21 protein-coding genes are annotated in these 20,072 nt (G+C 52.8%); 10 read left to right on the forward strand and 11 right to left on the reverse strand.

All coding sequences use genetic code 11. The features are described from left to right. Nucleotides 1-39: 39 nt before the first annotated feature. The 6 genes from ACH6EH_RS05790 (at nt 40) to ACH6EH_RS05815 (ending at nt 5,933) form a co-directional block, all read left to right on the forward strand. On the forward strand, nt 40-1,131 hold the full coding sequence (locus tag ACH6EH_RS05790; protein WP_397331498.1) for an HD-GYP domain-containing protein: 1,092 nt from the start codon (nt 40-42) through the stop codon (nt 1,129-1,131). Nucleotides 1,132-1,159: 28 nt separating this feature from the next. Continuing rightward, on the forward strand, nt 1,160-3,388 hold the full coding sequence (locus tag ACH6EH_RS05795; RefSeq protein WP_397331500.1) for an MMPL family transporter: 2,229 nt from the start codon (nt 1,160-1,162) through the stop codon (nt 3,386-3,388). A gap of 61 nt (nt 3,389-3,449) precedes the next feature. Then, nucleotides 3,450-4,589 (forward strand): radical SAM/CxCxxxxC motif protein YfkAB, encoded by a 1,140-nt coding sequence (gene yfkAB / locus ACH6EH_RS05800; RefSeq protein WP_397331501.1) that lies wholly within the window; start codon nt 3,450-3,452, stop codon nt 4,587-4,589. A 169-nt stretch (nt 4,590-4,758) separates the two neighbouring features. Further along, nucleotides 4,759-4,980: a spore coat associated protein CotJA gene (locus ACH6EH_RS05805; RefSeq protein ID WP_397331503.1), complete on the forward strand. Its 222-nt coding sequence runs from the start codon at nt 4,759-4,761 to the stop codon at nt 4,978-4,980. A gap of 3 nt (nt 4,981-4,983) precedes the next feature. Further along, nucleotides 4,984-5,310 (forward strand): spore coat protein CotJB, encoded by a 327-nt coding sequence (locus ACH6EH_RS05810; protein WP_138226445.1) that lies wholly within the window; start codon nt 4,984-4,986, stop codon nt 5,308-5,310. A 53-nt stretch (nt 5,311-5,363) separates the two neighbouring features. After that, entirely contained in the window at nt 5,364-5,933 is a 570-nt protein-coding gene (locus ACH6EH_RS05815) for a manganese catalase family protein (RefSeq protein ID WP_138226444.1), read from the forward strand. 74 nt (nt 5,934-6,007) lie between these two features. On the opposite strand, the gene ACH6EH_RS05820 is transcribed toward ACH6EH_RS05815, so the two are convergent. The 5 genes from ACH6EH_RS05820 to ACH6EH_RS05840 are packed head-to-tail and all read right to left on the reverse strand — an operon-like array spanning nt 6,008 to nt 10,129. Continuing rightward, a complete protein-coding gene (locus tag ACH6EH_RS05820; RefSeq protein ID WP_397331504.1) occupies nt 6,008-6,532 on the reverse strand; it encodes a DUF421 domain-containing protein in 525 nt (174 codons plus the stop codon). Nucleotides 6,533-6,591: 59 nt separating this feature from the next. Continuing rightward, nucleotides 6,592-7,878 (reverse strand): hypothetical protein, encoded by a 1,287-nt coding sequence (locus ACH6EH_RS05825; protein WP_397331505.1) that lies wholly within the window; start codon nt 7,876-7,878, stop codon nt 6,592-6,594. A gap of 49 nt (nt 7,879-7,927) precedes the next feature. Next, a complete protein-coding gene (locus tag ACH6EH_RS05830) occupies nt 7,928-8,209 on the reverse strand; it encodes an EamA family transporter (protein WP_483875079.1) in 282 nt (93 codons plus the stop codon). Between the two features lie 34 nt (nt 8,210-8,243). Continuing rightward, nucleotides 8,244-9,200, reverse strand: coding sequence for an HAD-IB family hydrolase (locus ACH6EH_RS05835; RefSeq protein WP_397331506.1), 957 nt, complete (start codon nt 9,198-9,200; stop codon nt 8,244-8,246). After that, complete coding sequence (locus tag ACH6EH_RS05840; RefSeq protein ID WP_397331507.1) at nt 9,197-10,129, reverse strand: decaprenyl-phosphate phosphoribosyltransferase; 933 nt, start codon at nt 10,127-10,129, stop codon at nt 9,197-9,199. The genes ACH6EH_RS05835 and ACH6EH_RS05840 overlap by 4 nt, the downstream gene beginning before the upstream one ends. A 242-nt stretch (nt 10,130-10,371) precedes the next feature. Here ACH6EH_RS05840 and ACH6EH_RS05845 point away from each other — a divergent pair, with 242 nt between their 5' ends. Next, the gene (locus ACH6EH_RS05845) at nt 10,372-11,088 is read left to right on the forward strand and encodes an HAD family hydrolase (protein WP_397331553.1); all 717 of its coding nucleotides are present in this window, start codon (nt 10,372-10,374) and stop codon (nt 11,086-11,088) included. 69 nt (nt 11,089-11,157) lie between these two features. On the opposite strand, the gene ACH6EH_RS05850 is transcribed toward ACH6EH_RS05845, so the two are convergent. The 6 genes from ACH6EH_RS05850 to ACH6EH_RS05875 are packed head-to-tail and all read right to left on the reverse strand — an operon-like array spanning nt 11,158 to nt 17,808. Then, nucleotides 11,158-12,273 (reverse strand): YheC/YheD family endospore coat-associated protein, encoded by a 1,116-nt coding sequence (locus ACH6EH_RS05850; protein WP_397331508.1) that lies wholly within the window; start codon nt 12,271-12,273, stop codon nt 11,158-11,160. Next, nucleotides 12,255-12,785 (reverse strand): GNAT family N-acetyltransferase, encoded by a 531-nt coding sequence (locus ACH6EH_RS05855; protein ID WP_397331509.1) that lies wholly within the window; start codon nt 12,783-12,785, stop codon nt 12,255-12,257. The genes ACH6EH_RS05850 and ACH6EH_RS05855 overlap by 19 nt, the downstream gene beginning before the upstream one ends. A 29-nt stretch (nt 12,786-12,814) precedes the next feature. Further along, the gene (locus ACH6EH_RS05860; protein ID WP_397331510.1) at nt 12,815-13,924 is read right to left on the reverse strand and encodes a YheC/YheD family endospore coat-associated protein; all 1,110 of its coding nucleotides are present in this window, start codon (nt 13,922-13,924) and stop codon (nt 12,815-12,817) included. Then, a complete protein-coding gene (locus ACH6EH_RS05865; RefSeq protein WP_138226437.1) occupies nt 13,921-15,294 on the reverse strand; it encodes a YheC/YheD family endospore coat-associated protein in 1,374 nt (457 codons plus the stop codon). The genes ACH6EH_RS05860 and ACH6EH_RS05865 overlap by 4 nt, the downstream gene beginning before the upstream one ends. Further along, complete coding sequence (locus ACH6EH_RS05870; protein ID WP_397331511.1) at nt 15,291-16,421, reverse strand: YheC/YheD family endospore coat-associated protein; 1,131 nt, start codon at nt 16,419-16,421, stop codon at nt 15,291-15,293. The genes ACH6EH_RS05865 and ACH6EH_RS05870 overlap by 4 nt, the downstream gene beginning before the upstream one ends. 13 nt (nt 16,422-16,434) lie before the next feature. Continuing rightward, the gene (locus ACH6EH_RS05875; protein ID WP_208202630.1) at nt 16,435-17,808 is read right to left on the reverse strand and encodes a YheC/YheD family endospore coat-associated protein; all 1,374 of its coding nucleotides are present in this window, start codon (nt 17,806-17,808) and stop codon (nt 16,435-16,437) included. A gap of 142 nt (nt 17,809-17,950) precedes the next feature. Between ACH6EH_RS05875 and ACH6EH_RS05880 the strand changes: the two genes are divergently transcribed. The 3 genes from ACH6EH_RS05880 to ACH6EH_RS05890 all read left to right on the forward strand — a co-directional run bounded on the left by ACH6EH_RS05880 (nt 17,951) and on the right by ACH6EH_RS05890 (nt 20,009). Continuing rightward, complete coding sequence (locus ACH6EH_RS05880; protein ID WP_397331512.1) at nt 17,951-19,120, forward strand: DUF445 domain-containing protein; 1,170 nt, start codon at nt 17,951-17,953, stop codon at nt 19,118-19,120. 54 nt (nt 19,121-19,174) lie between these two features. After that, nucleotides 19,175-19,525, forward strand: coding sequence for a YlbF/YmcA family competence regulator (locus ACH6EH_RS05885; protein WP_138226435.1), 351 nt, complete (start codon nt 19,175-19,177; stop codon nt 19,523-19,525). A gap of 187 nt (nt 19,526-19,712) precedes the next feature. Then, a complete protein-coding gene (locus tag ACH6EH_RS05890) occupies nt 19,713-20,009 on the forward strand; it encodes a hypothetical protein (RefSeq protein ID WP_138226434.1) in 297 nt (98 codons plus the stop codon). Nucleotides 20,010-20,072: the final 63 nt, after the last annotated feature.

Below are 20,072 nucleotides of genomic sequence, written 5' to 3' on the forward strand. Positions count from 1 at the left end.
ATATTGACATTCAACATACATAGCAGAGGAAGTGGCCTGTTGCGTCTGGTACCTGTACATTTGCTGCAGCCGGGTATGGTGCTCGGCAAAAAAATATATAACGCAGACGGCTTGATTCTGCTCTCGGATGGCGTGAAGCTGACCAGCAGCCTGATTAACCGGCTGACGGATCTGAAGCTTGGCTACGTCTACATTGAAGACGCTGTGACGGAGGATATTGTCATTCCCCAGCTGATTAGCGAGGAATCACGCCTTTCGGCGGTCCGCTCAATCCAGGCCAGCTTTAAGAATTTGGAGAACCAAAGCTCTTTGAAAGGAAGCTTCCTGCATCTGGGTAAAACCTTTTCAGGCGTCGTTGATTCTGTCCTGGACGAGGTGTCCTCCATGGAGGTGTCCATGGTGCTGCTGACGGATATCAATGCATCGGATTACAATCTGTACCAGCATTCCCTGAACGTCTGTCTGTACACGATGGTGCTGGGCTTATCCTATGGATATAGCCGGAATCAGCTGTACATGCTGAGCCTGGGCGCGCTGCTCCATGATATCGGGAAAACAAGGGTGCCAGCATCCATTGTTCAGAAGCCGGGCAGACTGACCGATGCTGAATTTGCCGAGATGCGAAAGCATACCGAGATCGGTTACGACATTTTGAAAAATGAGCCTAACATTCCGCTGCTATCCGCACACTGCGCTTTTCAGCATCATGAACGCCTGGATGGATCGGGATATCCGCGAGGTATTCAGGGCCAGGATATTCACGAATTTGCAAAATGGATTGCCATTACCGATTCCTATGATGCCATGACCACCCAGCGGGTGTATCAGCCAGCCAAGCTCCCGCACGAGGCCGTAGAGCTGATGTACACCGGAAGTGGGACGCTGTATGAGCAGAGCTTTCTCGCGATTTTCCGCGACCGGGTCGCAATCTATCCGCCAGGCATCACCGTTATGCTGTCTACCGGAGAGAGCGGCGTTGTATCCAGGATTCATGCGCGGATTCCGCATCGTCCGGTCGTGAGAGTGCTGAACAATCCCAAGGGAGAGCCGCTGCGCACCCCCTATGAGATGGATCTGTCACAGTGTCTGTCTGTAATGATCTGCGGCATTGGAGAGGCAGTGTACGCTTAATATTCCAACAAGATGAGGAGGAACTGTAGTGGAACGGAATGGCCCGCAGTCACGAATGCACAGGTGGGGGCGGGGGATGTACCGCTTTCGCCGGGCCGTTGCTGCTGCCTGGTTCATATTGTTTCTTCTGATGCTTCCCTTTGCGTTTCGGCTGCCTTCCCTGCTGCAGCAGAACGGCTTTACCCCGCATAACAGCCCGGCTCTGCAAAGTGCGGAGATCCTGGAGAAACAGCTTGGCATCTCTTCAACCACCCTGGACATCGTCATTGCCGGCAAACCGGGAGATAATTTAACGACCACTGCGGCAAAAAACGCCATGATGTCAGCGCTGGACCCCATGCTCTCCAAGCCATATGTACAAGCTGCCTCTTTTCAGATAGCTACGCGCAAGCCGGGACAGGAGCATATCCAGTCTGTCACGGTCCAGCTGAGGGACAAGCCTGAGGATGTGCTGCGGTACTTTGATGAAATCCGCGGGGCTCTGCCGGCGATACCTGGATATGAGCTGTATATTTCGGGCAATACCGCTGTGCTGGCTGATATGAATGAAGCTGTCAAAAAGGACATCGTGACAGCCGAGCTGATCGGTATTCCGCTGGCGCTGCTTATTCTGAGGCTCGCTTTCGGCTCGTTCGCTGCAGCGGCGCTTCCGGTCATTGTCGGAGTCTGTAGTGTCGCTGTGACGATGGGCCTGTTATACGGTGCAGCATTATGGAATCACAGCCTCAGCAACTTCCTGCCCAATGCCGTCACGATGCTGGGCCTAGCGGTCGGCATGGATTACGCGCTGTTTCTCGTAAGCCGGTTCCGGGAGGAGCTGGATCGAGGTGATCCCGAAGCAGCTGTAGCCGCGGCTTGTCATTCATCAGGGAGAGCGGTGATCTATTCCGGGGCGGCGGTGTGCATCGGCTTTGTGGCTATGGCCTTCATCGACCTGCCAATCTTCACTTCGTTCAGCCTGGGCGGAATTGCAGTCGTCATCATCTCGGTGGCGGCGGCCAATACGCTGCTGCCTTCCCTGCTCGGCATGACGGGCACCCGGCTTCGCCGTCGCCCGGCTATTTCGCCTGCTCCGCAGCAGACGGTATGGCACCGTCTGTCTGCCTTTGTCATGTCCAGGCCTGGTACGGTTGCCGTCCTTGCGACATTGCTGCTCCTGCTCGCCATGCTGCCGCTGTCGCGCATGCAGGCAGGTATACCTTCGGCTGAAGTGCTGCCGCCCAGCTACGAATCCAGGACCGGCGATGACCTGCTGAAGCAGGCTTTTGATGAGCGGGAGCTGTATCCGATCGTTGCAGCCGTGAAGCTTCCGGCATCGTATCAGGAGATAGAGAGCATTGAAGCCTTGAAATCCTATAGTGATGAAATTCGGGCCCTGCCTGATGTGCAGAGGGTGGAAACCTATCTCAGCCTTGCACCCCGGGGCCGTGCGGAAGAGATCGCTGTCTTTTTGCAGAGTGAAGACTTCAATCAAGAGCTTCAGGGCTACCGGGTAGCGTCCGGGCAATGGGCTGCTGTAGCGATCGTGCCCCGGTATGGAGATGTACAGGAGCAGACGGTGGAGCTGATCGAAAGGCTCCGGAGCTTGACGCCGGAGGCATTAACCGTGTATATTACCGGGATTCCTCCGTATAAGCTGGATATTATGCAGGCCATTCAAGATGGAATTCCCTATGTCCTGCTCTTTGTGTTTGCTGCCACGTATGCCGTGCTGATGATTGCCTTTCGATCCCTGCTGCTGCCGCTGAAGGCGGTCCTGATGAACGTGCTCAGCCTGGGCGCCGGTCTTGGCATCGTGGTCCAGGTTGTTCAGGAAGGCACGGGGGCGAGCCTGCTCGGGATCAGCTCCACGGGCTCGGTGTTTATCCTGCTGCCGATCCTCATTTTCTGTGTCGTGTTCGGCATTTCGATGGATTACGAAGTCATTCTGCTGTCCAGAATCAAGGAAAGATACGAGGCAACAGGAGACAATGAGAGGAGCACGATGGAAGGACTATTCTCAACCGGAGGCCTGATTACGAGTGCGGCGCTCATTCTGGCAGCAGTGGCAGGTGCTTTTGTGTTTACTGATAATGAGATGATGAAGGCGATCGGTCTTGGCTTGACCGTGTGCATTCTGCTAGATGCAAGCATTATCCGGATGCTGCTCGTCCCAGCTTTTATGAAGCTCATGGGCCGGGCGAACTGGTGGGCACCCCGGTGGCTGCTCCCCAAGGCTTCGCGGAAACGCGGAAATCCCGCCAGAACCTCTGATTGAGGGAAGCTTGTGTTATAATGGAGCGTCTGATTAGAAATAAAAGATATAAAGGTGGAAAATCATGAATAACCGTTTGATAGAAGGGCCGTCCGTACGGACACCGCTATCCCCGGATTTTGATCCCTGGGACCCGATTGTTTCTTTGCGGAAACACGGACGGCACGTCCTCACCAGTGTGGAGATGACCGTAACCCATTTATGTAATATGCGCTGCGAGCATTGTGCGGTAGGTGATATGCTCGTGATGAAGGAAGCCCCGATGCTTCCCTTGGATATGATGCTGAAGCGCCTGGACGAGGTGGAGCATTTGGAGACGATCAGCCTGACGGGCGGTGAGCCTGCTTTTTCCGGAAAAACGGTGGATGATGTTCTCCTCCCCTTGCTTCGATATGCGCACGAGCGCGGCATTCGTACTCAGATCAACTCGAACCTGACTCTCGACATTAGCCGATATGAGAAAATGCTCCCATACCTTGATGTTATGCATATCTCCTTCAATTATTTGAATGGTGATGATTTCTATGAGGTGGGATTTGCGAACAGTGCCCATCCGGTACCGCGGGAAGCGGCCTACCGAATGTATGAAACGATGATTTCCAATGCACAGGAGCTTAGTAAGGCCGGGATGATGATCTCGGCAGAGTCCATGATCAACTACCGGACGCATCAGAAGCTGGATCAGATCCACCGTCAGATTGCGGAGATGGGATGTGTCCGCCATGAGGTGCATCCGATGTACGCCTCCAATTTCGCAGCTTCACTGCCCGTATTGTCGCTCGACGATATGAAATCAGCCATTCACCGGCTGCTGGATGCAAGAGATCACAACATCTGGATGCTCTTTGGTACGCTGCCGTTCTTCTCTTGCAGTCAGGACGAGAGTGACTGGAAGCTGATCCGCCGCCTGGCGGCCGAGGACAATGTCACGGTGCGTAACGATCCTGACGGGCGCAACCGGGTTAATGTGAACCTGTTTACCGGCGATGTGTATGTGACGGATTTTTCAGACATCCCGGCCTTCGGAAATATGAAGCAGGATCGACTGGACGATATATTCACAGCCTGGAGCACCGGGCATCCGCTGAACCAGAGTGTTAACTGCCATTGTGATGCAGTCAGCTGCTGCGGTCCAAACCTGCTGGTGGCGGATATGTATTACAAGGGTGTAGACTTTAAATCCCGAACAGCGGTAATGCTCTAGTCTGGCTTAGCCGGCAATACATCGATCATTTGTACCCAGTGCCTCGCTGCTGCATGGATGTGCCATGCTGCGGCGGGGTTATTTTATTTAGTTTTAGTTTACGGGCCTTCCTCATATGTTAAGTATCAATGATGACTCCCCTTAACATTAGCTCAAGGAGGAATGAGCCGTGCACAAGAATCGAGAAGAGCGGCAATATATCACCTACCGCAGCCCGTTTGATCCTTGCCCTCCGCTGCCGTGCCGCACTTATGTCGTACCGGTTAATCAGTACGTGGTGTTTCAGCCCGCAGATCTGCCTCAGTTTAGTCCAGCCGAAGCGCTGAAGCATGGCACACTATGGCCCTCGTTATACAGTCCCTACGAATCCCGCCAGCGGAAAGGAGAATAGGACATGACGGACGCAAGCTCGCGCGGGGATGTTCCCCTAAAGCAAGCCCAGACACAAGCAGGGCCCCAGACGCAGCCGGGTGACGCTTGTTATTACGAGATGCTGGAGCAGCTTCAGGCAGTCGATTTCGTGCTGCTGGAGCTTAATCTGTATCTGGATACCCACCCTGGAGATCTAAAAAGCATTGAGCAGTACAATAAAATGGCGCAGGAGCGCATGATTTTGGCTCGAAGGTTTGAGGAGCTGTACGGTCCGCTCACCCATTACGGGCACTCTTTTTCCAGATATCCGTTTCAATGGCCACAAGCGCCCTGGCCCTGGCAGGTTTAGGCGGTACCGCTGTGTGTGAACCAGGTCCCTCATGACAAGGAGGTATTCATTCCATGTGGATTTATGAGAAGAAGCTTCAGTATCCGGTCAGAGTCAGCAAGTGTGACCCCATGATGGCCAAATTTCTGATTGAACAGTATGGAGGGGCAGATGGGGAACTGGCGGCAGCCCTGCGCTATTTGAATCAACGGTATACGATTCCTGATCGCGTCATAGGTGTGCTCAATGATATTGGTACAGAGGAGTTTGCTCATCTTGAGATGATTGCCACTATGGTTTACAAGCTGACCAAGGACGCCACGGTAGAGCAGATGAAGGCTGCCGGACTCGGCGCACATTATGCGGGCCACGACAAGGCGCTTTATTATGAAAATGCAGCAGGTGTACCCTGGACGGCAAGCTATATCAATGCAAAAGGAGATCCCATCGCGGATTTGTATGAGGATATTGCAGCCGAGGAGAAGGCTCGCGCCACTTACCAATGGCTCATTGACATGACCGACGATGTGGATCTTCAGGATGGACTGAAATTTTTGAGAGAACGAGAGGTGATTCACGCCATCCGCTTTCGGGAAGCCGTGGAGATCATCAAGGAGGACCGGGCAACGCGCAAAATTTTTTGAGTCCATATATCCACAGCCCCGCCCAGCTCCGGCATGACTGCACCGGAGCTGGGCTTATGGCTGTATCAAGCACTTTATTCAGAGAAGGAATGGCCCGGCTTGGCCTCCTCCAGGATAGAATTATCCTCGGCTTCGGCGTTTTGGAGCACCGAGAGCTTTCCGTTCGGCTCCAGCACGACCGCATACACCTCATTCATGTTGGTTACGCCCTCCGAGCGTACAGACTGATAGATGTCGTGCTCGTCGATACGGTTTTTTTTCATGATTCGGTTGACATACTGTCCCTGGTAATACACCAGCTCCGGGGAGGATTGCAGCACCCTGCGAAACCTGCGGCTTCTTGAAGCGCACCAGGCGAGCAAATACTGCATCCCGATCAACACGAGAAAAGCGGTAAGCCCTTCTGCGAGCGTAATGTCCTTATTCAGGATGACCGTCGAGAAGCTGGAGCCGACAGCGACAGATACAGTAAAATCAAAGGCGTTCATTTTGGAAAGCGTACGCTTGCCGGATATCCGAACCATGAGGATCAGCGAGAGATAAGACAGCACCCCGATGATTACAATTCGCAGCAGATCATTCCACGAGCTAAAAAACATAGAATCCTCCTTCCGTTAGAGTCTGACATTGGCGGTTGAGGATTATTACCCTTCTCGTGCTACTTCATTTCATGAACATAAATTTCTTCAATATTTCTTAAAGTTTCACGGTGATGGATGAGGTTATGCAGAGTGCTCACCAGCAGCATGATCACTAAGAAACCTACGATACCCTTGCGAATCCAGGGCTGGCGGACGGATTGAATGCCCATGGACAGCAGCAGGAAACATGCGAACCAGTAATGGCCTGCATACAGGTATAAGTCATATTCAAAGGTGGCTAATCCGTATCCTACAACAAGATGAAGAAATATGGAAAAACCTATAAATAGAACAGGTACGATGGCCCAGGCTCTCTTTTCTCGGAAGCCTCGAATCCACCCGAACAAAGTCAAGATTAGAAAGCTGAATCCGAAGATAGATACGTATATTGGATAGGGCTGTGATAAGTCAGTAGCAATCGCAGCAGATTTGGCATTAATCAATGCGATCTCCGGGGTCAGGAGAGGGTTCACGCCTAGCAGATAGATTGCTTTCCAATGTTCGGTAACAGAGAAAAAGGCAATATAATTGAATCCGCCGTTGACTAAGCCGCCCCAGAACGAGGAGACCCACGTAACACCTCTTGGCATCAGAAGCTGAACCAGTGCGAGAGCCAGGCAAATAATCATAAAAGCACCAAGAATAAGAGACAGAGTTTTGATAGCGGTTCGAGATTTGCGTTCGATTTGCTCCAGGATGACTGCGCCAGCATAAGGAATTACATTAGTAGCTGTGATCCCGAAGTTTAAAGCTCCCAGTGCGGCTAATGGCCATATCGGATAAAGCTTGCGTTCTTGGTAGTATTGCAGGAAAAATACAGAAATTAGAAGTCCAAACTGAGCATACGCATACGAATCCGGAATGAATGAGGAAAACAAGGAATAGGAGCTGATCCCGAACAGACATGCAATGAGAAATGAAATCCGCCGTGTGCCGCCACTGCGACGCAGGATGTAGAATAAAAGAGCTGTGCTTGCTGCATTTAATATAGATTGAAGGATCAGAAAAAAACGATTTCCTAAGCCGCTGTTTGCCAGTTCACTAAGTGGACCCGCAATGATATTGATGTAAGGATGGATGACAGAAATATTATCATACCCGAAATACATGGCAGGATCAAAGTTAAACAGGTTCAGTCCGAATTTTGCACCATAGAATGGATTGGAAGCAGATACTAACTCCGCATAACGATCCATAAACAGCAAGTAAGGAACATTTATGGTGATGTATGCAGTTGCAAAGAGAAGGAAAAGAGCAAAAGCCGTTTTGTTGTCCGTTTTGTCCTGAAACCAATAAGACATCATGCTATAAATCAACCTCATTCTTTAGAAAATGGTAGTGTTAGATCTTGTGTCACTGTACCAAGAACCAGATCCCGGCACCAATGCAGATAACGCCTGCTACGTTCACAACTGCAATGCGTTCTCCAAACACATATTTAGCAATAATCAGTGTCCATAAAAAAGTCAGGGCGTTGGCAGGCACAACAATCGTATAAGGTAAAATCTGCAGCAAATAAATATTGATCCATGCTCCAAATCCGTAAACCAGGATGCCGAACAGTAAAAACCTACTTTTTTTATGGATGGAGAAGACCTTAAACAAAGCCGCACCGGAGGAGCCCAGCAAAGTCATAAGACATAGCATGAGGAGCATAGTTATGTTCAGATTAACGCTCATGTGAGAGTAGAAACACCCCGCTAACGATTAATATTAACGCGATCAGCTTGTTCAACGTTATAGGTTCATGTAAAATCCAGTATCCGTAGCCGATGGCAAATACGTAACTAAGACACATCATTGGATAAGCTACGGAAAGCTTTTCTAACGATAGGCCTCTAATCATAAAAATCGCTCCCCCTCCATAACAAAGAAAGCCTAATCCTAAGTAAAAAATACTCTCTGCTCCCCACGTCCAGAATAACTGGCCTGTGGCTGTCATTAACGCTGAAGTCACCATCCATATTTTGCCTATATGAGGATGTAATCGACTTTCCTTCTTCCACTTCACAGGCTCCAATTCAGGGTGCTGTCCCCGCACCAAATATCGGTGATGCACTAGTGTGAACATAGGCATATCGGATATAGAATCGGAATAGGCGCATGAATGCTCATAATCAATGGTTTGTCCGCGGCGTTCAAGAAAGCGATGAATCTGGGCGACCTTCTCCTCACCGTAACAGTTTCTGCCTTCGATGCATGGTATATAGGAGTTCTCCGTAAGCGTTAGCTTTGTAGCAAGGACCTCATCAATTTCAGGGAGCTTCTTAAAGTATTTCAGATAGACATGCGGTGAAGCAGAGACAAGCACAACGATGTAATCTTCTGATTTCAAACGGCGAATTTCCTGATAGGCGTCCTGACAAATCCGCGGATACAGTTTTGTGTCAAAGAAGTGCTCTAAGTCTTCCTCAGACAACGCGGACATGGCATAGAAAAAGGACGGCTTGGCCTCCTCCGCGGTAATAAACCCTAATTTGAACTGAAGGGCTTTCCAGAATATAGGCAACATGCGATAAAAAGTCCAAGGCCTCTTCCAGAGTCCATACTGTAAAAAAAGCAGCATTGAGTCACCACGTAAAAAAGTATGATCCACATCCCAGAAGGCAAACTTAGTCTTAGTCATTGTATGTACCCTGAATCTTTCAGCAATAGAATGATGACGACACACAGTGAATACATAACGACGGTAATTAAAATCGGCTTGTCCTCTAAAAGGATGTGCTCAGGAGATCCTCCCAGATTCCTTATTTGAATCAGATACAAATATCGAAACATGCCGTAGATGACAAAAGGAATCGTTAGCATCAAGTAAACGGTATGGCTAGAGGTAAACGTAAATAAGGAGTAACTAAGGACAGTTGCAGCCGTAACAATGTTAGAAAATTGATCCAGCAAGGATACCGAATAGCTTTCTAGTACCTTTCGGTGAGCACTGACCCCATCTTGAAGTAAAATGAGCTCATGTCTTCTTTTGCCAATAGCCAGAAAGAGAGATAGCAAAAGCGTGCAGAGAAGAAACCAAGGGGTTAACGATACTGAGATAATGACACCTCCAGCTATGGCTCTCAGCACAAATCCGGATGCGATAAGCATCAAATCTAAAATGACAATATGCTTCAAATAGAGCGAGTACGAAACATTAATAACAAAGTATGTTATCGCAATGACCATAAATAAGGGGTTCAGCAGAAATGAAATGAGCAAGGACAATAAAAACAGGACCGTCCCTACCGACAAAGCGACCACCGGATTCAGTCTGCCAGAAGCCATAGGACGATGTCGCTTGACTGGATGAGCGCGATCGGCATCGCGATCTACGAAATCATTAATGATATACACTGTACTGGAAATTACACAGAAAATTAAAAATCCTATAATAGAGTAGGCGATCTGCATAAAATCTACTTTATTAATTGAAAAGATTAAGGCCGCAAATAGGAGCAGGTTTTTACTCCATTGCTTTGGCCGAAGCTGGTTCCAGACTAAAGCAAGGCTAGAAGGAGAGGACTTATAAATAGAGTCTTCGTCGAAACGAATAGAAGTAAACAACAAACGGACCTCCTTGTAATGGATTAATTTTACAACCTTATTATTATAGTGTTAACTGGAAGAAAGAATCAACTAAAATGTTAACGTAAACAAAATTAAATAAATAATGTTTATCATTGGTTTCATTCCAATTTAAAGAAGATTAAAGGACTTCAATAGCAAGCCTTTTCTGTTTGCTACCTTTCCATCCTTCCTTTATGATGGGAAGCAGAGGAATTCAGGGAGCAGCTGCTGGTAGAGCGGTGATGACGAAGGGATGGATGAATGTGAGTACTACGGAGAGGCTTGTTAAGCCGGAAGCTATGATTTTTGATATGGATGGCACGTTATTTCAGACGGAGACCTTGCTGCGGCCGGCGTATCACAAGCTGTTTGATACACTGAGAGCAGAAGGGCATCACCAGGGAGAGACGCCGGATGAGCAGCTAATGCTGGGCAGCCTGGGCATGCTGCTGGAGGATATTTGGAAACGGGTGATCCCGAATGGAACACCGGAGGCTCACCGCCGGGCGGACGAGCTGCTGCTTCAGCTGGAGCTGGAAGGCCTGCAGAACGAAGAGGCGGCCCTGTATCCGGGGGTCACGGAGACGTTAGCAGAGCTCAAGCAGCGCGGAGTCCGGCTGTTCGTGGCAAGCAATGGCCTGGAGGACTACGTCAAGGGTATTGTCAAAGCACGCCAGCTGGCTCCGTTATTCGAGGGCCTGTACAGCGCCGGGGAGCATGAAACGTCCAGCAAGGTGGATCTGGTTGCGCTGCTGCTGAGCAATCACGGCATTGAGCGTGCCTGGATGGTGGGAGACCGCTCGTCGGACGTAGAAGCAGGCAAGGAGAATGGACAAACGGTAATCGGCTGTCAATATGCCGGCTTTGGTGGGGAGCAGGAGCTGAAAGGCTCCGATGCGATGATTACAGCTTTCCCGGATCTGATCAGGCTGTATGACCAGGCAGAAGATCCATCCTAAGCTGCAATAAGCAAGGCCGTCCGGCAGGATCAGAGAAGATCCTGCCGGGCGGCCTTGCTGGTTTCTCAGCTAGATCAGGCCTGCTGACTTGGCTTTTCGCCGATCGTGCAGCCAGAGCGCATATTCCAGCGGCCGGGTGAGAGCCGTTCGGTAGGCCTCCTTATCACCGATCTGGGAGAACACCTCTCTGGCTGGCTTCGGATTGACCTCCAGCAGGAGGATTCGGCCTTCGCGGTCGATTGCAAGGTCCAGAGCCAGCTCACACAGCGCTCCGTAGCGCTCCTCCAGAAAGCGTGACACATCGATGCCGAGGCGGCTGGCCTCCGCATGAATATGGTTCCGCTTGGAAGGGTCTGCAATCCATTCGTCCAGCAGCTCATTCATGGGCATTGCACGTCCGCCGCCATGCAGATTGGAGGTAATGCTGTTTAAGGCGCCGACCCGGCCAACACAGCCGGTGACCTGCCACTCCCCGTAGCCGTTCTTCTGCACAAGCATGCGGTAATCATGGACTCTGCCGTTAGGCAGCTCCAGTGCAATAGCCTCCTGCACCAAATAATGACCGGAAACGCCCCATCCGGAGAGAAACGAGCCCAGTGTGGCAGCAGGCACCTTGCGCGGAGAGATAATGGCCCGTTTCGTGTTACGTCCCCGGACGTCATAGGCTGTGCTGGCTGTGCTGGCGCGGGCTATGCGCAAAATCCCTCGTCCTCCTGTGCCGTTAATCGGCTTGAGGTAGACGGCAGGGTGGCGCTGCAGCATCCGCTTTACATCCCCGAGCCCCTTGACCAGACGAGTGTCCGGCAGATGCGGCCGGAATCGCTTCAGCGTATAAAGGTCCTGGTGTACCGTCCATTTGTTCCGCAGCGGACGATTGAGGTACAGCAGATGCCCGTATTTGGAGCGGAAGCGGAGCAGCTGCTGAAATCGCGCACTTTTTTGAATCCGGGACCGGTCATAGATCATTGCTGGGAGAGGGCGGCGCTGCCGAGTCCACCGGCCATGTGAAGGGAGATATACCAGCGCGTTTACCATGCCTCCCTGCACATCCGCAGGCGTAAAGACGAACACATCCAGCCCCAGCTCCCGGCCTTCGACAATCATCTTCTCATAGACTGCAGCTTCTTCCAGCTTCTTTCGCTCATTTAAATATAAGGTAAGAATACCTAAGACGGGCTTAGACACAGCCAATCACCTACTTGCGTGGATTGTGGTTCTTTCCCCGGAGCCAGAGGTACCTCGGGCCAGCGGAACAATAGGCAGGAACGCGACGTCTCGGCATCCCGGGTCATCCCGATGGCGGTCATGCCGGCCTGAAAGCACAGCCTCAGGGCGGCAGCATGCAGGAGCGGCACTTGGCAAGTGATCCTGCCATGGAGCTTCTGCTGGGCTTGGAGGAGGGCAGTGCCCAGCCTGCGCCTGCGATATAACGGATGGACGGCCAGGAGAACCGCCTGCTCCCCGCAGCGGGCGGTGAACAGCACACCGACCACGGTGAGGCCTTCCTCCCCTCTCACTGTGACCCCCAGCAGAGAGGTCCCGGGCTCTTGCAGTTCCTCATATTTCAATTGCTCCAGAACCCGGATTTCCTTGGTCCAGGTTCTTTGGCCTGCATAGCGGAGCATAAACTGACAGCAGTGACGACGGATAGAAGGCCAATCAGCCTTCCGGTGCGGTACAAGAGAGATTAATTCCACAGATGAAGGCTCCTTCCAGGTGCAAAAAATCAGGAACGATGTCCTATCAGATAATGACAATATTTAAAAATACGTTCCAGCGACCGCTTCCGAATGTTAGGCTCATCGAATTTCATCGGCCTGGCGTTCGCTTCAAAAAACCATAAGCTCCCGGAGGTATCAATCCCGAGATCCATCGACATTTCGCCAAGCTGATACTCCGAGCCCTTCTCGATCTGCTTCGCGATCTGCACAGCGGCATTGCGCACTCGGCCCAGAATGTCCTGGCTTCGCTCCGGTCCGAACACCGCAGTCAGCAGCTTCTCGGGATCCTCAATCGAGCCGCCGCGCGGCACGTGGGTTGTGATGCTATCTGCGCCGGCCATTCTGGCGCCGATGCCGGTGACGCTGAAGGAGCCGTGCTCCGCCTTCTGGACCAAGAGCCGCAGGTCAAAGGGCCGGCCGTGAAGTGCAGCTAGCTCGATGCCCTGCTGGATCAGGTACGGCTCTCCGGTTGTCTCCTTATAGACTCTTTGCCAGAGTCGTTCCAGTGTAGCGGCTTTATACGTGGTGCTGCCCCGGTTGTTCTGGATTTGCAGACGATACGGCAGCGCCTTGCTGCTTTGATGCTTCAATCTCATGATGCCGTGTCCCGCCTTCCCCTCTTCCGGCTTTAAGTACAGGTAGGGGTGGCTCTTGATCATGTCGCAGAGAGAGGAGAACCCCTTCAGCTTCTTGGTGGCAGGTGCCCATTGGCGAGTCTGGCGGGAATGATTGAGCCAGTCAAACAGCTCTCTTTTGTTGAAAAAATAAGGGTTATACAGCTCCAGCCGGGGGTGGCGGAGACAGGCCTTGATCTTGCGGGTCACCTTCGGCTTCGCCTCATCCTCCCGCGCCGGAATCCGGTTGTAGATCACCCGGGGGAAAGGGAACAGCTTCTGTTCCCAGGTCTGGTCCCCGGCAGGGATAAAGCCCCGCAGGACCGGCGAATCAAGATCAAGATCCTTGACGGTTAGCACATAAACCTCAAATCCCATGTCTCTTCCGGTCCTGATAATGTCCTGAAAATTATGGCGGTTGCCTCGAAACATCCGGTAAGGATCGGACATGGTCAGAATGGCAACGACAGGCTTGGCGGCTTCCGGACTGCGGCTGATCATGAGTCATTCCCCCGCAGGAAGCCGCTGAGATACAGACTGTGCTCAAAAATATGCTCCACCGATGCCTTACCCTCCGATTTCAGCAGCGGATGCGCAAAGATCGAACGGCCCGGCTTGGAGTTCGCCTCGAACATCCAGATCTTCTCATCCTCGTCGATGCCGATATCAAAGCCGATCTCCCCGAGCACATGGGCATGATGATTCTCGATCGCCTCGGCGAGCGCGATGGCGGCCTGCTTGGCGCGCTCCAGCACGTCCCGGGAACGGGAGCCGAATACACGGGAGAGAGCCTGCTCCGGCGTCATGAGGGAGCCTCCGTTCTTGATGTGGGTAGTTACGCTGCCGCGGCCGGCCTTTTTCGCCCCGATGCCGACGACGCTCCAGCGGTTCTTGGCATTCTTGTGCATGTGAAAGCGAAAGTCGATCGGACAGTCGTCAATCTCGATCAGCCGGATGCCCTGCTGAATGACATAGTGCTTGAGCGCCGGACCATGCTTGCTTTGGAGCATCTTCATCAGGCTGGAGAAGCTCGGGAATTTCAGCAGGGTGTTTCCTCCAGAGCTGCTGTACCGTGCAAAATACCCCTTCTTCGGCTGATGCGTAAGCCGGTAAATACCGTTGCCCAGACTTCCGGCCGAAGGCTTGTAGTACACAAAGCGGTGACGGTCCATCATATCCCGGATCCGTTCTGTGCCCGGGCTGTTGTACGTTTCGGGCACATATCTCCCGGCCTGGGGATCGTTCTCCAGCAGGTTGTAAATATCGGATTTATTGAAGAACGCCCAGTTAAAAAAGACGATATTTCTCTTCAAGAAGCGCTCCCGAAGCTGATTGGTCGCATTGGAGAAGTCCGTTTTCCGGCTGGGCAGCCGGTTGTACACTACGTCTGGCAGCGGCACCGTCTTGCGCACGAATTGACCTCCGGCGCTGAGCACATAGGCATACACGGTTTCCTTTTGCCAGTTAATGTCCTTGGGAGAGAAGGCATACACATACATTTTCTTGCCGCCTTCGCGCAGCAGCTGCTTGATATAGCCGGTTCTGGAGCCAAAAGGGCTGCCGGGCGCCGAAGAGCCGTCAGAGAGCACGCCTACCACCGGACCCAGATGAAGCTGGCCTTCGCGCGGTGTGTGAACATAGGCTCCCCCGGAGCGGGGCACGCGGACCTGGCTCCGCAGGCCGGAGCTTAAATACAGATGCTTCCCGGATCGTTCGATGGATTTCAGCGGAACGGAGATATAGTCCGTGCCGACATGAAGCTGTATCTGTTTTTTTCCTGTAAGTCCCATGCTTCTCAGGAGCGAGCCGGACATGAATACTGCTTTCTCGGGCTGCTGTGAGAAATGAACGTTACTGAAAGTCAAACTCATGGATTAACCCTCCTAAGTTGTCGAAGCAGTAAATAACGGGCATACCGGAGAGGGTTCATGACAGACTGCTCCGCTGCCCCGGTATCACCTGTCTGGGTAAACACGCGCCGTCCCGGCTTGGAGTTAACCTCCAGCAGCCAGACTGTGCCCTTAGCGTCTACGCCGAAATCGATCCCGAGCTCGCCCAGGCGTCCAAATCCCTCTTCCAGATCGGGAGGGATCAGCTCGCTGAGGTGATGGATGGTGTCCATGATCCCGGCTGAAGCCGCCGAGCCGAATCGAGATATCAGGCCAGGCAGCACCTGTGCTGCTCTGCCTCCTCCGTGGAGATTGGAGGTGAGGCCTTCAGAGCTGCCTTCCCGCAGTGCAGAGCCGGTCAGGCACCAGCGGCCCTGGCCGTTCTTTTGTACGAGCACGCGAATATCGAACGGTCTTCCATCGGCACTGGTCAGCTGCAGAAACGGCTGCATCACAAAGCTCCGGTGCCCGGTAAATTGGAAGACCCAGCCAGGCAGCGAGGCAGCATGAGTGCGGTGTCTGAACGGCACATTATCTCGGGTGCGCCCCTTTAGTACGGCGTGTGCGCCTTCTTGATGGATATAGAGCGTATGGCTGCCGTGAGATCCGGCGCTGGGCTTCATAAATACGTCTCCCTGAAAGCGGTGCAAGGCATTCCGGAGCGAGGCGGGCCCCGTATATCTCAGCGTCAGCGGGAGAGCCGCGGAGAGGTGAGGGCATTGCTTCAGCCGTTCGTATATCCTCCATTTGCCAGGCAGCCTGCGCGACCACAGTATACGCTGGGTCTGCTCCGCCTCCTGTACGACGGCCGCTGCGTGCTGTGCTTCCCGGGCATTGCCGGACAGACAGCGGTCAAAGATCAGCTCCGGCACTGGAAAAAAGCCTTCTATCCATTCATGGTCCTGCACAGCATACCCCTTGATGGATTTGAAGCGATCGCGCTTTAGAGAGTCTGACAATTCATAGCTGTCTGCGCAGAAGACGTACGCTTGAAGCTCTAAGCGGCGGGCAGACAGGCAAAGCTGCTTCAGAAATTCCCGATCCGAGAAGGGGGGAGAGCCCTTCTTTCGGCTAACCATAATACCGAGCGTTCCGATGCTTGTTGTCAATCCCGCCACCTCCTTATTGAAAGCCGCTTAAATACTGGGAGTACTGCAGAAGTCTCATAGCGGAAGGCCGCACCTTGTCTTCATTGTTCAGCGGCGCATCATCGCTCTTGGACGGCTTGGAGTTCACCTCCAGCAGCCAGATCCGGCCGGACGTATCGACAGCGAGATCAATGCCAAGCTCCCCGAAATGATAGGGAATATACGTCTCGACGCCCTTGGCGATCTCCAGCGCGGCTTGCTCCATTTTGGCAGGCAGCTGGTTCTTGAAGGCTGCTGACAGGCTGCTGCCGGCCAAAGCCTCCTTGACTGTGGACAGTGTTCCGCCGCGGGCCAGATTGGACACGAAATGATTTCCGCCTGCAATCCGCCCGACGATGGAGGTTACGCTCCATTTGCCCTTCATATTTTTGTGAACGAGGGCCCGGAAATCGACGTTTTTCTTCTGATTACGAATCAGATTTAATCCCTGCTGGATCTGATACCGCTCTTTCGCCAGCTTCCCTGACAACCCGCTGTACAGCTTCTTCAAAGAGCTGTATTGACGGCGTATGGTGCCTTCAAGGGAGGTGGTCAGCGTGTGGCAGCTGCCGTCTGGCTCCAGCGTGATGCGGATGATGCCCTTGCCCAAGCTGCCGCGAACCGGCTTCAGGAACACGACCGGATAGGAGCTGCACATTTTTTTCAGCGTGGGATAGCTCTTCAGCAAATAGGACTCAGGCAAATACCTTTTCAAGCGTTCATCGGCGGCCAGCGCCTCAAACACCTCGGACTTATCCAGGAATTTTTCATTGAATACCGGAGTGCGATAGCGTGATTTTACTTCTTTCATGAAATGCTGTACGCTAGGACTATTCTCCAGTTTCCGCGTAGCGAGCCGGTTGTTGATGACGTCAGGCAGCGGAACGGGACCCTTTTTCCAGCCCCGGTCATACCAGATGCCTTGAAGCGACTGGGAGCCGGTGCCGATCATGTCCGGTGTGAAAAAGTAAACGAATGCGCCCAGCTTGCGGCTGGCATGTATCATTTCCATGCAAAAGGATGAAATGGACCCGAACGGCTTCTCCCGGTCCTTGGGGTCATAGCGGCCGATCATCACGCCAAGGACAGGTCCAAGCTTTAACACATGATCGGCGGCGCGATACGCTGCGCTCACTACCGTTCCAGGCAGCAGACCGGCGGCTTGGGACAAGGAGGGGCTGATGCGAATGGCGTATAGTTTTTTGCCGGGTACAATACGGATCTCCTGTCTGAAGGAGCCGAACTCAAGCGTGAGGGACTGATCTGTGGGAATTCGAAGTGACTTGATCAGCCTCTCGCCAAGCCGGATATGGTTCTCCGGCAGGGTGCTGGTGGTAATGAGCTGTACCGGCAGCTTGGTTTTGGACATCATGGATCTCCTTCCGACAACAACTTGATGTCTGATGCGCAGACGACAGGCTCTGTCTGAACATTTGCATGTGATTTATCATATGGAGACATATATCCCTTGGTGATTGTACAGGTCTGGAAAAAGGAGGGCTTTCGAAGCCATGCAGAGCGGGCTGTTTATTCTAATCAATATGTGTGTTGCCGCATTTGTCGGCGGAATTACGAATCATTTTGCGATCAAGATGCTGTTTCACCCCCGAAATGAGGTCAAAATATTCGGGCGCCGCCTTCCCTTTACACCCGGACTGATTCCAAAGCGCAAGCAGGATATTGCGAAATCGCTGGGCGAGGTCGTCTCGCAATATCTTGTTACCAGCGAAGGGCTGCAGGAGATGCTGCAGAAGCCGGCTTTCCGCCAGAAGGCGGTGGATACATTGTCCGCCAAGCTGAACAGCCTGGCAGAAAGTGAAGACTCCGTTAAGGATGTGCTGCTGGGGATCTGGAGTGAGGAGGAGTGGGAGGCTTTGAAGGGCAAGGCCCTGCAGTCGGCCCGCTCTGCGGTAAGTCGGTCTGCTGTATCTATGTGGGCGGCTTATGGCCTTGAGGAGAAGCCGCTGAAGGAGCTTGTTCCGGGCTGGTCGGAGGACAAGCGCCGCCAATGGAGCGAGCAGGCGGCCGAAATGATGCTGAAGGAGCTTGGCGATACGCTGCTGTCGGCAGAGGGACAGCGGATGCTCCGGGAAATGACCCACTCCATGGTGGACAAGGCAGGGGGGTTTTTGGGCACGATGGCGGCTCTGTTCGTAGATGAGGACAAGCTCGTCCAGAAGCTCACGCCGACTCTGATCGGCCAGCTGGAAGGGGGACGTGTCCACCGCACGGTGGCAGACATCATTGCAGCCAAGCTGGAGCAGTATGGAGAGATGCCGCTGGGCGCGCTAGTGCAGTCCCTGGCGGGAGAGCCTGCGCTGGAGCTGCTGCTTCAGAAGCTGGAGCAGGTCCTGCCGTGGGAAGAATGGATGGCGCGGGGCGAGCAGGTCACCATCGCGGAGATCGTTCGGCCCCGTCTCGCTGCCTTGCAGGAGGCTCTGCCGCAGTGGGTGGACAAAGGGCTCGGTATGGCGAGCTCGGCGGTCCCGGCACTGGTAAAGTCGATCCGGCTACCGGAGCTGGTGCAGGAGCAGGTGGAAAGATTTCCGGTAGAGCGTCTGGAGCAGGTTATTTTAAGCGTGTCGGGCAAGGAATTTCGGGCGATTACCTGGCTGGGAGTGGCGCTTGGAGCCCTCATTGGCCTGGTTCAGTCTTCTATTACCATTTTGTGGCTGAAGTAATTATGGTTTTCATTTCATACGGCAGCGCCGTTTACTACCAAGGAGGCACCAACGATGAGCAATATTTATGATAAGGCGAATGATCTGGCAAAAGCGATGAGAGAAAGCGAGGAAGTGCAGGAAATTACGTCGGCGATGAAGCTGATTGAAGGCGACGCCGAAAGCAAGCAGATGCTGAACAGCTTCCGTGAGCGGCAGATGGAAATTCAGCAGCGCATCATGACTGGGGATATGCCGTCCCAGGAAGAAATGGAGCAGGTGGAGAAGCTGTTCGAGGTGCTTAGCATGAACCTCAGCATCCGTCGTTTGTTCGATGCCGAGCGCCGTCTGAGCGTCATCATTGAGGATGTAAACAAGATTATTTCAGATAGCCTGCAGGATCTGTACGGACCGGCGCAGCCATAATGGAGCTGTATTTTGTGCTCACTTGAGAGGTGAGTCTGCCTATAGAGAAGCATTACTTTGCCAGGGCACTGCCCTTGGGCAGGGTAATGCTCTTTTTTTGCCGGGATTCCCTAACTTGTCTCATAATTTCGCTCCGTCTCTCATAGAGTAGAACTATAGAGATTGAATCATAGAGGAGCTGGATATCATGAATCGGAAAAAAAGCAAAGTCAAGCATCTGATCTACCTGGTCATCGCCCTGGCGATGCTGCTGTACGCCTTGCCAAGCATCTCGTTCGCTGGAGGCTTCTCGTGGGCGGCGCTGTTCGGAGCTGTATGGGCCGGCTTTGCGCTGCTCGTCATTGGCTCGCATCTGCACATTCTCATCGGCGTGGACGAGGCGAAGCAGAAGGCACTGGATGAAATCCGCCGCGAGAAGCTGAAGCAATGGCAGCTGAAATGGCCGGAGGAGCGGGAAGCCCGCAGCATGTCTGCCGGCGAATAATACAACGACACTCATGAGGGTATAGAGGTGAAATGCCAGGGAAGGCGCTGTCAGAGATGTGCT

It is taken from the genome of Paenibacillus sp. JSM ZJ436, from assembly GCF_044383795.1.
GTDB lineage: Bacteria > Bacillota > Bacilli > Paenibacillales > Paenibacillaceae > Paenibacillus_AQ > Paenibacillus_AQ algicola.